We start from the raw sequence: 12,559 nt of genomic DNA, 5'->3' as shown, positions 1-12,559 counted from the left end.
CACTGCCGGATGAACGAAATCGAGCTCCGTTTCCAGATCCCCGCATCGCAGTGGCCCGTGGTGCGTCGCTGGGTCGAGGGGACCGGCAAGTCCGTCGCGACGCAGGAGCGCCTGCAGGCCTCGTACTTCGATACGGCCGGGCGCGACCTCGCGCAGGCCGGCTTCGCGCTGCGGCTGCGTCGCGAAGGCGAGGTCTGGGTCCAGACGCTCAAGGGCGCCGCGCCCGACGGCATGACCCGCCTCGAACACAACGTGCCGCTCGGCGCGGACCTTCCCACGCTCGATGTCGCGCGGCACGCCGGGCATCCCGCCGGACAGGCGCTGCAGGCCTTGCTCGCCACCCTGCCCGAAGGCGCGTTGCAGGCGCTGTTCCGCACCGACATCACGCGCCTGACGCGCGCGCTGCGCACGCCGCACGGCACGGTCGAACTCGCGCTCGACCAGGGCGCGCTGCTGGCGGGGAGGGTGACTCGCTGCGCAGCACGCCGGTCGCCGAACTCGAGATCGAACTGAAGAGCGGCGAAGCCCGCGCCGTGCTCGAGACCGCGCGGCAATGGGCCATCGAACGCTTCGGGCTGTCGCTGGAACTGCGCACCAAGGCGCTGCGCGGCGATCTGCTCGCGCGCAACCTGGACGCGGCGCCGGTCGCCGAGTCGCACGCGATCCACTGGACCGGCGACATGACCCGCGACGACGCGCTCCACGTGCTGCTGCGCGAGTGCCTGGAACCGATCGTCGGCAATGCCTCGCAGATCGCCAGCGGGCGCCATCGGCCCGAGCACCTGCACCAGATGCGCGTCGGGCTTCGCCGCCTGCGCGCCGGGCTCCGCCTGCTGGCGTCGGAGGACGACATCGCCCTCCAGGCGCTGGCCGACGGCGCCGGACAGCTCTCGCGCCGGCTCACCGCCGCGCGCGACGCGGATGCGCAGGCCGAAGCCGGCTGGCGCCTCGGGATGCTCGCCGCGTGGCGCGTCGAACGTCCGTCCGCCGCCTCCGAGGCGCCGTCCACGACCCCGATCGATGTCGCCGGCCTGCTGCTCACGCCGGACATCCAGGGCTGGATGCTCGCTCTCATCGGCTGGCTGGCGCGGCCCGCGGCGACGCACGCGCCCGAGGAGGCGCAAGGACTGGCCCTTGTCCACCGGCACCTCGCGCAATGGCGTGCCGGGACGGACAAGCAGGTCCGGCGCTTCGACCGCCTCGACGTCGAGGGGCGGCATCACCTGCGCCGCCGGCTGAGACGCCTGCGGCTGGCGATGGAACTGACCTTCGCCGTGCCCGGCGGGGAGGCGGGCGGCAAGCTGTCCCGCAAGGAGATCGAGGCCCGGGCCCGGCAGCTCGCCCGTGTCCACGAGGCCGCGCAGCGGCTCGGCGCGCTCAACGATCTCGAGGTCGGCCTGTCGCAGGCGCGCGAACAGCTGGCACTGGCGATGGCGCGCGGCGACGTGCCGGCGGCGGCCCAGGCCGGCTTCTCGCTGGGATGGCTGAGGCCGCGTCAGAAGCAGGCGCTGGACAAGGCGGCCAAGGCCGTGAAGGCCGTCAGGCTTTCGGGCGGCGGCCATGCGCCGAAACGCGCCAGGGCTTCGAAGCGCCGCAAGCCGGACTGAAGCACTTCGGCCGGCTGACTTCACTGAGGAGCGCGCCCACAGCCTCATGCCGAGGCGATGGGACGCACCCCTCATTTCAGTCACTGCGAGGCCCCCAATGCCGCTGATCCATTCCCTGCCTTTCAACGAACCCTCGTCGCGCCCCGGCGACGATGTCCCGGACCGCGCCCGGATCCCCGGGCTGCTGGCCGTGGCGGTCGATCCCGCCCGGCTCCGCGCCACCCAGGCCTTGGCCGCCCGCAGATTCCTGAACCCGGACGGCGAGGTCTACCCGGCCGACGGCTGCGCGCTCACGCTGACCTTGCTGATGCGGGAAGCCGGCTTCGCGGTGCACGAGCTCTGCTGGGCGATCGACGTGCCGGCCATGCTGCTGGCGCGCGGCTGGATCGAGGTGCCGCCCGGCGACCAGCGCGCCGGGGACATCGGCAGCACCTGCCGCGAGCACCAGCACCACGGCGAGGACCACGTCTTCCTGGTGGTCCGTTGCGTGAACCAGGACGAGATGATCGTCGTCGACAACCAGGCCGACCATCCGCACTTCCGCTGGGCGAGCGCGCAGGGCGGCCGGACGCCGACGGTCATGTTCTACCGCGCGCCCGGCGCGCCGGGTTGATCGCTGGCGGCGGCGGCCTTCAGGCGTCGCCGCCGAGGTGGCGTGCCGCGCCGAGCATCTCGTGGACGTCGTGCGCCATCACCGCGAGGAAGGCGGCCAGGCCCAGGTAATACGCGGCGTACTCCCACTTCACGCGGGCGGGGACGGCGTAGTAGGTCTGCGCCTCCTCGCTGTCGGCGCGGTACTTCCATGCCTTCATCAGCTGCGGCGCGGCCAGCAGCGCGATCAGCAGCAGCATCGGGCTGGGACGGTACAGGAACAGCCCGACCATGATGGGCACGCCGGCGAACCAGATCCGCGGCGACAGCACCGCCGTGATCCGGCCGCCGTCGAAAGGCAACATCGGGATCAGGTTGAACAGGTTCAGGAAGAAGCCGGCATACGAGATCGCGAGCAGCCAGTCGATGTTCCAGCTCCGCGCCATCAGGTAGCACCCGGTGGCCGCGACGGCGCCCAACAGCGGACCGCCCAGGCCCACGAAGGCCTCGGTTTCAGCATCGTGCGGCATCTTCTCCAGCGAGGTCCATGCGCCGATGAACGGGATCAGCATCGGGAGGCCCGCCGGCAGCCCCCGGTGACGGGCCGCGAAGAAGTGGCCCAGCTCATGGATCACGATCATCGCGACGAAGCCGACCGCATAGCGCCAGCCATACAGGGTGGCGTACAGCAGCACCGACAGCAGCATCGTGCCCCCGCTGAGCAGCAGTTTGCTCAGCTTCACGCCGGAGAACAGCAGGAACAGGAGTTTGGCCATGGCCTCAGGACTCCGCGGACTCGCTCTTCTTGCGGCCGAAGAACTTCATGATCGCGCCGCCGAAGCCGACCACCGCCAGCAGGATGATCTTGGCGAACTTCAGGAAGAACGCGCCGATCACCGCCAGCAGGCCCAGCTTCTTCGCGCCGACGCCCAGCACCAGCGCGGCCAGGCCGTACTCGGCGACCTTGTCGGTGCTGCTGTTGAAGTCGGCGTAGCGCTTGCCGTCGTTGAACTCCAGCGCGCCCAGCAGCTGCTGCGCATCGCCCTTGTACTTCGGCAGCTCGTCCAGGCCGGTCACCAGGTTCAGGCTCATGTAGCCGTCGCGACCCAGCGCGTAGGTGTTGTAGTTGACGCCCTGCGGCTCGTTGGCGGGCGCGCCGACCTCGCGCGACTTCATCGCCCACACCAGCCGGTGCGAATCCGCCGCGTAGGTCGGTTCCTGCGCCCAGCCGGTGATCTCCAGCGCGCGGCCGCCCATCTTCTTGCGCTCGTCGTTGCTGGCCTCGGTGCCTTCCTTGAAGCTCTTCAGCATGTCGGCGGCGTCCCAGTGCTTGGCATCGTCGTCCTTGATGTAGCCGGACTTCTCGAAACGCAGCGTCGCGAACCAGTCGGCGTCGCCGCGCGGGAACACCACGCCTTCCAGGTCGCTGTAGTCGCCGGGGTTGCCCATGGCGTGCATCAGCTTGGCGGCATGCGGCTGCGGGATGTAGACCTTGCCCTCGGGCAGGTGCAGCACGGCCTGGCTGGACAGCTTCACGTCCTGCGGCCCCTTCACGATGTCGTTCTGCGCGGCGGCGAGGACCTGGGCGAACTCGCTCTGGCCGGACTGTGCCGAGGCGGGCGCGGCGGCGATGAACAGGGCGCCGAGCAGCGCGCCGACAAAGGCCCGCAACGTGCGGGCGAAGGGGGTGGTGGTCATGGGATTCCCTCGAAACGGTGTGTCGAACCTGGCCTCTGACGGGCCGAAGGGTGCGAGTCTATCGATGCGACCCGTCGGGAAATCCGCACTTCCCCATCCGGGGGCATCAAAAAGCCAGCGCAGTGACCAAAGACATACAGCCCGCCCGGAGCCCCGGGACGGGCTGTATCGATCGATCGCCAAGGCCCGCAGACAGCGAGCGGGAGAGCCCCCGCGGGCAGCGAGCGGGAGTGGGGCCGGAGTAGGGCTTGGGGTCCCTGGAGGGGCGCCCCATGCCCTGCGGAGAGCCCGCGCCTGGCCTTCCGTCAGCAGCGGCCGTGGCGTGTCAGGCCAACTCGCCCCACTGCTTCGACAGCTGGTCCCACTTCAGGCGCGCCGCCTTCAGGTGGCGCTCCTTGACGTGGCCGTAGCCGCGGATGTCTTCCGGGATGCGGGCCAGCTCGACGGCGGTCGACAGACGTTCGGTGGTGAGACCCTTGGCCAGGATGGTGTCGATCGTCGCGCGGTAGTCGACGATCAACTGACGTTCCGACTTGCGTTCCTCGGTGTGGCCGAACGGATCGAAGGCCGTGCCGCGCAGGCCCTTCATCTTGGCCAGCATGCCCATCGCCGGACGGACCCAGCTGCCGAAGGGGCGCTTCTGCAGATGGCCGTGGTCATCCTTCTTGGCGAGCATCGGCGGTGCCAGGTGATGCACGACCTTGAAGTCGCCTTCGAACTGGCCCTTGATCTTGTCGAGGAACTTGGTGTCCGTGTGCAGGCGGGCGACCTCGTACTCGTCCTTGTAGGCCATCAGCTTGAACAGGTAGCGGGCGACGGCCTCGGTCAGGCGCGTCCCACCGACCGGGGCTTCCGCCTGACGGACCTTCTCGACGAAGGCGCGGTACTGCTCGGCGTAGGCGGCGTTCTGGTAGTCGGTCAGGAACTCGACGCGCTTGGCGATCAGCTCGTCCACGCCCTGGCGCTTGACGAAGTTGATGACCTGCTGCGCCGCGAACAGCGACTGCACCGCCGCCAGGTCGTGCGCGCAGCGACGGCCCCATTCGAACGCGGCCTTGTTGTTGTCGACCTGCACGCCGTTGAGCTCGATCGCGCGCATCAGCGCGGCGTGGCTCAGCGGCACGCGGCCCTTCTGCCACGAGAAGCCCAGCATCAGCGGGTTGGTGTACAGCGAGTCGCCCAGCAGCTTCACCGCGACCTCTTCCGCGTCGAACATGCCCAGGTGCGAGGCGCCCACGGCCTTCTGCACGGCGGCCTCGCAGGCGGCGCCGGGGAAGGACCAGTTGGCGTCGTTGACCAGCGTGGCGGTCGGCGAGCCGTGCGTGTTCAGCGCGACGAAGCTGCGGCCTTCGCGCATCACGGCCAGCGTCGTCTTGTTGGCGGCGACGATGGAATCGCAGGCGATGACCAGGTCGGCCTCCGCGGTGCCGACCTTGGTGCAGTGGATCGCGTCCGGCGTGTTGGCGATCTGGATGTGGCTCCAGGTCGCGCCGCCCTTCTGCGCCAGACCGGCCGCGTCCTGCGTGATCACGCCCTTGCCTTCCAGATGCGCGGCCATGCCGAGCAGTTGGCCGATGGTGATCACGCCGGTGCCGCCGACGCCGGCCACGACGATGCCCCAGGCCTCGACCGCGTTCGGGATCGACGGCTGCGGGATCACCGGCAGCGACGCGTCGAACGGGCTGACGCGCTTGTCCTTCTTCGGCTTCTTCAGCTCGCCGCCTTCGATGGTGACGAAGCTCGGGCAGAAGCCCTTCACGCACGAGAAGTCCTTGTTGCACGTGTTCTGGTTGATCTGGCGCTTGCGACCGAACTCGGTCTCCAGCGGCTCGACCGACAGGCAGTTCGACTGCACCGAGCAGTCGCCGCAGCCTTCGCAGACCAGCTCGTTGATGACGGTGCGCTTGGCCGGGTCGACCAGCTTGCCGCGCTTGCGGCGGCGGCGCTTCTCGGTCGCGCAGGTCTGGTCGTAGATGATGACCGAGGTGCCGATGATCTCGCGGAACTGGCGCTGCAGCGCGTCCAGCTCGTCGCGGTGATGCACCGTCACGCCGGGCGCCAACGGCTTGCCGTCGTACTTCTCGGGCTCGTCGGTGACGATGATCAGCTTGGCCACGCCTTCGCTGACCAGGCTGTTCATGATCTGCGTGACGCTGTGGCCTTCAGGGCGCTCGCCGACCTGCTGGCCGCCGGTCATCGCGACCGCGTCGTTGTAGAGCACCTTGTAGGTGATGTTCACGCCCGCGGCGATGGACTGGCGGATCGCCAGGATGCCGCTGTGGAAGTAGGTGCCGTCGCCGAGGTTGCTGAAGATGTGCTTCTCGTCGGTGAACGGCGCCTGGCCGACCCAGGGCACGCCCTCGCCGCCCATCTGGGTGAAGGTCGCGGTGTTGCGGCCCGGCATCCAGGTGACCATGTAGTGGCAGCCGATGCCGCCCACGGCGCGCGAGCCGTCCGGCACGCGCGTGCTCGTGTTGTGCGGGCAGCCGGAGCAGAACCACGGCGTGCGGTCGGCGCCGCCAGCGGTCTTCTCCTCGCTCTTGAGCGATTGTTCCTTGGCGTCGATCAGCGCGACGCGGGCGTCCAGGCGCGCGGCGGTGTCGGCGTCCACGCCCAGCTTCTTCAGCCGCTTGGCGATGGCGCGCGCAATGATGGCCGGCGTCAGGTCGGCCTGCGGGCGCAGCAGCCAGTTGCTGCTCGGGTTCGGGTGGCTCCACTCGCCGCCGCTGCGGTCGCCGTCGGTCTCGTCGAACTTGCCGAGCACGTTCGGGCGCACGTCGGGGCGCCAGTTGTACAGCTCTTCCTTGAGCTGGTACTCGATCATCTGGCGCTTCTCCTCGATGACGAGGATCTCCTGCAGCCCGGTGGCGAAGTCGCGGGTGATGGTCGCTTCCAGCGGCCACACCACGTTGACCTTGTGCAGCCGGATGCCCAGGCGGCGGCAGCTGTCGTCGTCCAGTCCCAGGTCGTGCAGTGCCTGGCGGGTGTCGTTCCAGGCCTTGCCCGACGCGATCAGGCCGATGCGGTCATGCGGCGTCGCGATGACGTTGTGGTTGAGCTTGTTGGCGCGCACGTAGGCGAGGGCGGCGTACCACTTGTGGTCCATCATCCGCGCTTCCTGATCGAGCGGCGGATCGGGCCAGCGGATGTGCAGGCCGCCCGGGGGCATCTGGAAGTCTTCGGGCATCAGGATCTCGACGCGGTCGGGATCGACGCTGACGCTGCTGGACGATTCGACGATCTCCTGGATCGTCTTCATGCCCGACCACAGCCCGGAGAAGCGGCTCATCGCGAAGGCGTGCAGGCCCATGTCCAGGATCTCCTGGACGCTGCTCGGGAAGAACACCGGGAAGCCGACGGCCTTGAAGACGTGGTCGCTCTGGTGGGCGGCGGTGGAGCTCTTGGCGATGTGGTCGTCCGCGGCGATGGCGATCACGCCGCCGTGCTTGGACGTGCCGGCCATGTTGGCGTGCTTGAACACGTCGATGGAGCGGTCCACGCCGGGGCCCTTGCCGTACCACATGCCGAAGACGCCGTCGAACTTCGCCTTCTCGGGGAAGAGTGCGAGCTGCTGGGTGCCCCAGACGGCGGTGGCGCCGAGTTCCTCGTTGACGCCGGGCTGGAAGACGATGTGCTGCTTGGCGAGGTGCTTCTTCGCGGCCATCAGGGCCTGGTCGTAGCCGCCCAGCGGGGAGCCGCGGTAGCCGGAGATGAAGCCGGCGGTGTTGAGGCCGGCGATGGCGTCGCGGGTGCGTTGCAGCATCGGCAGGCGGACCAGCGCCTGGACGCCGCTCATGAAGGCGCGGCCCTCGTCGAGTGCGTACTTGTCATCCAGCGTGACCTTCTCGAGGGCGCGCAGGATGTGTTCGGGCAAGGGGGCGTTCATGCGGGGAGTCTCCTGATGGGTGGCTGACTTCCGGTCCCCGCTTGTGGCGAGGCCGTGTGCCTTGGCTGCCGTCGCGCCAAGTATGGCGGCGCGCGGAAAACGCAGAGAACAGTGTAGGAAACAACGCCCGGCGAGTGTTTGCTAGTTCTGCGCCGGGGACTATCGTTTGAGCAAGAATCTTTCCCGGAATGACGAAAGGGATTCGAATGGCATCGAAAAACGGAGCATCAGGGAAAACCATGAGGGCGGCGACGGGTTCCGCGGGCGGCGACGAGGGGGTCGATCGGGGCACCGATCGTGGTGATGACGCGGGCGGTTCCGGTGCTCCGGCAAGCGGCGAACTCGACCGGTATCACGTGGCGATCCTGGCGGAGCTGCAGCGGGAGGCGCGGCTGTCCAACGCGGAGCTGGCGACGCGGATCGGGCTGTCGCCGGCGCCGACCTGGCGGCGGGTGCGGTGGCTGGAGGAGCAGGGCTTCATCACCGGCTACCGCGCCGAGATCGACCGGCGCCGTCTCGGCCTGGGCGTGCTGGCCTTCGTCCGCGTGGATGCGGATCGCAACAACGGCGCGGCGACCAAGCAGCTGGAGGAGGCGATCCGGCAACTGCCGGAGGTGATCGCCTGCCACTACATCAGCGGTGCCGGGACCTTCGAGCTGGAGGTGATGGCGACCGACCTCGATGCGTTCAGCCGGTTCTCGATCGACACGCTGCTGAACCTGCCGAACGTGAAGGACATCCACACCAGCTTCTCGCTCGGGGAGGTGAAGGCAGGCGGGGCGTTGCCGCTGGGGCATTTGAAGCCGAAAGGGTGAGGGCCCGCTTGCTGTACCGGTCGCACTCCCGACCCCCTGTACCGGGTCAGCGGAGAGCCCCGCTGGCATAGTCGACGATCCCCCTCGCTCCCCGGCCGCCATGACGCTACCGCTCCGACATTTCCTGCTCGCGCTGTCCGTGGTCGCCATCTGGGGGAGCAACTTCGTCGTGATCCGCTGGGGCCTGAACGCGTTCCCGCCGCTGCTGTTCGCGGCGCTGCGGTTCACCTTCGCCGCGCTGCCCGCGATGCTGCTGTTGCCGCGACCCAAGGTCGGCTGGCGCAACCTCGCTGCCTACGGCGCCTTCGTCGGTGTCGGCCAGTTCGCGCTGCTCTATCTCGCGATGCGCTCGCAAATCTCGCCGGGGCTCGCCTCGCTCGTGATCCAGACGCAGGTCTTCTTCACGCTGCTGCTCGCCATGCGCATGAGCGGCGAACGCGTCCAGGGCTTCCAGTGGCTCGCGCTGATCACGGCGGCCGCAGGCATCGGCGTCATCGCGTCGCACACCGACGGCACGACCACCGTTCTCGGCCTCGGGATGGTGCTGCTGGCCGCGCTCTGCTGGTCCAGCGGCAACATCGTCGGCAAGCGCGCCGGCGCCGTGAACATGCTGGGCTACGTGGTCTGGAGCAGCGCCTTCGCCGCACCCGCGCTGTTCGCGCTGTCGTTCGTCGTCGAAGGCCCCGCGCAGATGGGCGAGGCGATCCAGAGCGCCAGCCTCGGCGCATGGGGTGCGGTGCTCTGGCAGTCGGTCGGCAACACGCTCTTCGGCTATGGCGCGTGGAGCTTCCTCCTGTCGCGCCATCCGGCCGCGACCATCGTCCCGATGGCGCTGCTGGTGCCCGTGTTCGGCATGAGCTGCTCGGCGCTGCTGCTCGGCGAAGGCCTGCCGCCGTGGAAGCTGATGGCCGCGGCGCTCGTGATCAGCGGACTCGCGATCAACCTGCTGTGGCCGCACCTGCGCGGCGTGCTGCGGGCCGCGAAGGCGTGACATGCGCATTGCCATGCGCTTCGGCAGGCCAAGGGGCATGGACGCGCACCGTCGGCTAGCCAGTGCCTTTGGCGCCGTGGCACTGGCGCTGCTCGGTGCACTCGCGCCGCTTGGCGCGGATGCTCAGTTCGTCCCGCCGGAAAAGGGCAAGGCTTCCCCGACGATTCCTTCCGTGCGCGACCAGGAGATCGCCCAGTGCCTTCCCGGCGAAGTGCAGACCTGGGGCGACGGCCGCGATCGTGCGATCGCGACGCGCTCGTTGCGATTCGCCTATCGCCACGACAACGCGCCGCCGTGGTTCAGCGAACCGCAGGTGATGGCGCTGGTGAAACGCTCCGCCGAGGCCTGGTCGGCCTGCGGGCTGAGGCTCGCCGTCATCGCCGTGCCCAGCGGTCAGGTGCCGCCCGAGGACGCCATCCAGATCCTCTGGAGCGACGTCGGCAGCCGTGGCCAGTTCGCGCTGGCCAACGTGACCGCGCGCAGCCTGTCGATCGGTCCCGGCCTCTTCGCGCTGCTGCGCGAGCGTAACCCCAAGCACCCGGCGGACCATACGCTGCAGATGGTGCTCTCGCACGAGATGGGCCACTTCCTGGGCCTGATGGCGCATTCGAAGCGCTGCGTCGACACGATGTCCTACTACGACAACGGCAAGGGCGAGCGCTGCGCACTGCGAGATCCGAAGAGCTGGGGCAGCGTCGTCGAATACCGCTCGATGCTGCCCACCGCCTGCGACATCGACCGCTGCAGAGCGTTGAACAAGTGACGCCCTGATTGACGTCCTCGCGGCGTATGCTGATGCGATGAACTCGAATCGCCGCCTCGTCGTTCTTGCCTTCGCCGCGCTCGGCGTCGGCGCCTCCGTGATGACGTCGGCCCACGCGCAGGGGCCGAAGCAGAACCTGCAGGTCGAGATGCGCTGGGTCGAGTCCGAACTCAGCGGTTCCACGGTCGCCGGCATCCGCGATGGCAGCACCGTCGTGAGCACCGGCGGCAGCGTATCGGCGCGCGGCGGCGTGGCGCTCTCCACCGAGAACCGTGAGCAGCGCCAGCAGCTGTTCCCGCGCCTGCTGGTGCTCAACGGCTCGCAGGCCTCGTTCACGATGACGGAGTCGACGCCGATCCAATGGGTCGACGTCGCGATGGATCGCCAGCAGGGCGAGCGCGACCGCGTGGTCGTCGTGCCACGCCAGGGCATGGCCGAGCGCGTTCGCGGCATCGTCGTCCGACCGAAATGGCCGGGCGGGCGCAGCCCGGTGGATGTCGAGGTCCGAGCCTCGGACCAGGCGCAGATGCCGCAGGGCGGCGCCTACGGCACCTCGCTGCCCGACGGTCAGCAGCGCCCGAGCACCGATGTCCTCAGCACCGTCCAGGCACCGCTGGGCATCTGGGTCACGATCGCGCGGACGGGCAGCGTGACCTCGAGCGCCAACCGCAATACCTACAGCACGCGGGACGCGGAGGTGCAGAAGCTTCGGGAGTTGCAGCTCCGGGTCGACGTGGCGCCATAAAGCGAAGTGGCTCCATAAAGGTTTCTCCGAGGCTGTTGCATCGGTCGAATTGGTATTTGACTGGTGTTAATTTTCGGCGTGATCCGCTAAGCTGCGGCGTCCATTGGAGGCCCCGCATGTCCGTTCGCGTCCTGTCCCGTATCCCGAGCCTGCTGACCGCCGCGATTGGCGTGCTCGGCGCGATGGCCGCCTCGGCCGCCATTGCCGCGACGCCCGCCGCCGATGCGAAGGCCGATCAGAAAACGGAAGCGCCGGGTTACCCGCTCTTCGGCGCCAAGCCGGTCGAGTTCGAGCGCACCGGCGGGAAGATCGTCGGGATCTACGTGCCCAACTGGGAACCGGTCGAACTGATCGAGCGCGTGCCCCCGCAAAACCTGACCCACGTGCTCTACGCCTTCCTGCGCCTGTGCGGCCCCGGGCAGCTGGAGAAGGACGCCGCCAAGTGCGTCGGCAAGAAGGATTTCGAGATCGGTACCGGCCCGATCGATGCGCGCTTCAACACCGCGTTCCAGCGCTACAAGCAGCGCGCACCGCATCTGAAGATCGTGGCGTCGGTGGGCGGCTGGGGCGGGTCGGATCCGATCTTCCATCTGGTCGGTGATCCGGCCAGGCGCGCGGTGTTCGCGGCCTCGGCGCAGCAGTTCCTGCGCGATCACCCGGCCTTCGACGGCATCGACATCGACTGGGAGCATCCGGGCAACAACGGCGCGGCCAACGGCGTGCAGCTCGGCAGTCCGCAGGACGGCCAGTCCTATGCGGAACTGATGGCCGACCTCCGCAAGGCGCTTGACGCGCTGACGGCAGAGACCGGCCGTCCCTACCTGCTGACGACGGCCGTCAATCCGATGGAGTCGATCGTCGGCAAGATCAACTTCAAGGACGCGTCCAAGCCGCTGGATCTCGTCTTCATGATGACCTACGACTTCTACGGCATGTGGTCGCCGGTCGCGGGGCATCACACGACGCTGCGCTCGTCGTCGCCGCAGGCGGACGACAGCCTGGCGCGCGCGGTGGCCAACCTGGAGAAGGCCGGCGTGCCCCGTTCGAAGCTGGTGGCCGGCGTGGCGATGTACGGCCGCGGCTTCACCGGCGTGGGCGAGGCGAAGGCGGGCGCCGCGAAGACCGGCGCCTATCCGGGCGCCGAGGGCGCGCAGGGCTATCGCGAGATGGCCGGCCGCATCCTCGACGCGACGGGCAAGGGCCGCGCGGGGTACCAGTCCGTCTGGGATCCGGTGACGCAGTCGTGGTCGCTGTTCAATCCGAAGCAGAAGCTCTGGATGGGCTATGACGATCCGCGCGCCGTGCTCGCCAAGGGCCGGTTCGCGCGCGACCAGGGCCTGGCGGGCGTCTTCGCCTGGGAACTCAGCCAGGACAACGGGGACCTGCTCAATGCGATGAACCGGGGCGTCGGCAACGTGCCGCTGGACACGCAGAAAGAACCGCGCCGGTAACTCGCGCTTCGT

At 68.9% G+C, this 12,559-nt stretch carries 11 protein-coding genes; 8 read left to right on the top strand and 3 right to left on the bottom strand.

The genetic code is table 11. From position 1 onward, the window contains the following. Nucleotides 1–9 precede the first annotated feature (9 nt). The 3 genes from ACQ86G_RS05105 to ACQ86G_RS05095 all read left to right on the top strand — a co-directional run bounded on the left by ACQ86G_RS05105 (nucleotide 10) and on the right by ACQ86G_RS05095 (nucleotide 2,220). Nucleotides 10–513, top strand: a complete 504-nt coding sequence (locus ACQ86G_RS05105) for a CYTH domain-containing protein (RefSeq protein ID WP_431259590.1) — start codon at nucleotides 10–12, stop codon at nucleotides 511–513. Between the two features lie 20 nt (nucleotides 514–533). Beyond that, nucleotides 534–1,607: a CHAD domain-containing protein gene (locus ACQ86G_RS05100; RefSeq protein WP_431259589.1), complete on the top strand. Its 1,074-nt coding sequence runs from the start codon at nucleotides 534–536 to the stop codon at nucleotides 1,605–1,607. Nucleotides 1,608–1,704: 97 nt separating this feature from the next. Beyond that, nucleotides 1,705–2,220 (top strand): hypothetical protein, encoded by a 516-nt coding sequence (locus tag ACQ86G_RS05095; protein ID WP_431259588.1) that lies wholly within the window; start codon nucleotides 1,705–1,707, stop codon nucleotides 2,218–2,220. 19 nt (nucleotides 2,221–2,239) lie between these two features. Here the strand turns inward: ACQ86G_RS05095 and ACQ86G_RS05090 are convergent, their stop codons facing one another. From ACQ86G_RS05090 to ACQ86G_RS05080, 3 genes are all read right to left on the bottom strand, one after another. Further along, the gene (locus ACQ86G_RS05090) at nucleotides 2,240–2,974 is read right to left on the bottom strand and encodes a site-2 protease family protein (RefSeq protein WP_431259587.1); all 735 of its coding nucleotides are present in this window, start codon (nucleotides 2,972–2,974) and stop codon (nucleotides 2,240–2,242) included. 4 nt (nucleotides 2,975–2,978) lie between these two features. Next, entirely contained in the window at nucleotides 2,979–3,896 is a 918-nt protein-coding gene (locus ACQ86G_RS05085; RefSeq protein WP_431259586.1) for a DUF2167 domain-containing protein, read from the bottom strand. Nucleotides 3,897–4,221: 325 nt separating this feature from the next. Then, on the bottom strand, nucleotides 4,222–7,782 hold the full coding sequence (locus ACQ86G_RS05080; protein ID WP_431259585.1) for an indolepyruvate ferredoxin oxidoreductase family protein: 3,561 nt from the start codon (nucleotides 7,780–7,782) through the stop codon (nucleotides 4,222–4,224). A gap of 239 nt (nucleotides 7,783–8,021) precedes the next feature. Here ACQ86G_RS05080 and ACQ86G_RS05075 point away from each other — a divergent pair, with 239 nt between their 5' ends. The 5 genes from ACQ86G_RS05075 to ACQ86G_RS05055 all read left to right on the top strand — a co-directional run bounded on the left by ACQ86G_RS05075 (nucleotide 8,022) and on the right by ACQ86G_RS05055 (nucleotide 12,547). After that, nucleotides 8,022–8,597 carry an Lrp/AsnC family transcriptional regulator gene (locus ACQ86G_RS05075; RefSeq protein WP_431259584.1) on the top strand — a complete coding sequence of 192 codons (576 nt, stop codon included), beginning with the start codon at nucleotides 8,022–8,024 and terminating at the stop codon, nucleotides 8,595–8,597. A gap of 100 nt (nucleotides 8,598–8,697) precedes the next feature. Further along, nucleotides 8,698–9,588, top strand: coding sequence for an EamA family transporter (locus ACQ86G_RS05070; RefSeq protein ID WP_431259583.1), 891 nt, complete (start codon nucleotides 8,698–8,700; stop codon nucleotides 9,586–9,588). A gap of 37 nt (nucleotides 9,589–9,625) precedes the next feature. After that, on the top strand, nucleotides 9,626–10,351 hold the full coding sequence (locus ACQ86G_RS05065; RefSeq protein WP_431259582.1) for a hypothetical protein: 726 nt from the start codon (nucleotides 9,626–9,628) through the stop codon (nucleotides 10,349–10,351). 37 nt (nucleotides 10,352–10,388) lie between these two features. After that, nucleotides 10,389–11,096 (top strand): hypothetical protein, encoded by a 708-nt coding sequence (locus tag ACQ86G_RS05060; protein ID WP_431259581.1) that lies wholly within the window; start codon nucleotides 10,389–10,391, stop codon nucleotides 11,094–11,096. Between the two features lie 116 nt (nucleotides 11,097–11,212). Next, nucleotides 11,213–12,547, top strand: coding sequence for a glycoside hydrolase family 18 protein (locus ACQ86G_RS05055; protein WP_431259580.1), 1,335 nt, complete (start codon nucleotides 11,213–11,215; stop codon nucleotides 12,545–12,547). Nucleotides 12,548–12,559 lie beyond the last annotated feature (12 nt).

The sequence above is a fragment of the Roseateles chitinivorans genome (assembly GCF_050632145.1).
Classification (GTDB): domain Bacteria; phylum Pseudomonadota; class Gammaproteobacteria; order Burkholderiales; family Burkholderiaceae_C; genus Roseateles; species Roseateles chitinivorans_B.
This window is presented reverse-complemented; position numbering and strand designations above follow the sequence as displayed.